Annotated in this window: 1 protein-coding gene; it reads right to left on the bottom strand. The window is 71.2% G+C overall.

All coding sequences use genetic code 11. The annotated features are described in order from the left end of the window. Nucleotides 1-410: 1-deoxy-D-xylulose-5-phosphate synthase N-terminal domain-containing protein (locus ACLBXP_RS25290; protein ID WP_447670593.1), on the bottom strand; the 410-nt coding region annotated here is incomplete at both ends.

The following is a 410-nucleotide window of genomic DNA, read 5'->3' as shown; positions in this document are numbered from 1 at the left end:
GGGGCGATCGACATGTCGTTGTCGTTGAGGATGACGATCAGGCGCGAGTGCAGGGCGCCGGCGTTGTTCATGGCCTCGTAGGCCATGCCGGCCGACATCGAGCCGTCGCCGATCACCGCGACCATGTTGCGCCGCTTGGGCGCGGCCTGGCCGTGGGCGCGGGCGCTGGCGGCGTCGAGGTCGCGCCCGACCGCCATGCCGAGCGCGGCGGAGATGGAGGTGGAGGAGTGAGCCGCGCCGAAGGGGTCGTAGACGCTCTCGGAGCGCTTGGTGAAGCCCGACAGGCCGCCGCCCTGGCGCAGGGTGCGGATGCGGTCGCGGCGGCCTGTGAGGATCTTGTGGGGGTAGCACTGGTGTCCGACGTCCCAGACGATGCGGTCGTCGGGGGTGTCGAAGACGTGGTGGAGGGC

Source organism: Methylobacterium sp. A54F, assembly GCF_053346035.1.
Note: the sequence above shows the minus strand (reverse complement) of the source record. Positions and strands in the feature narration are given on the sequence as shown.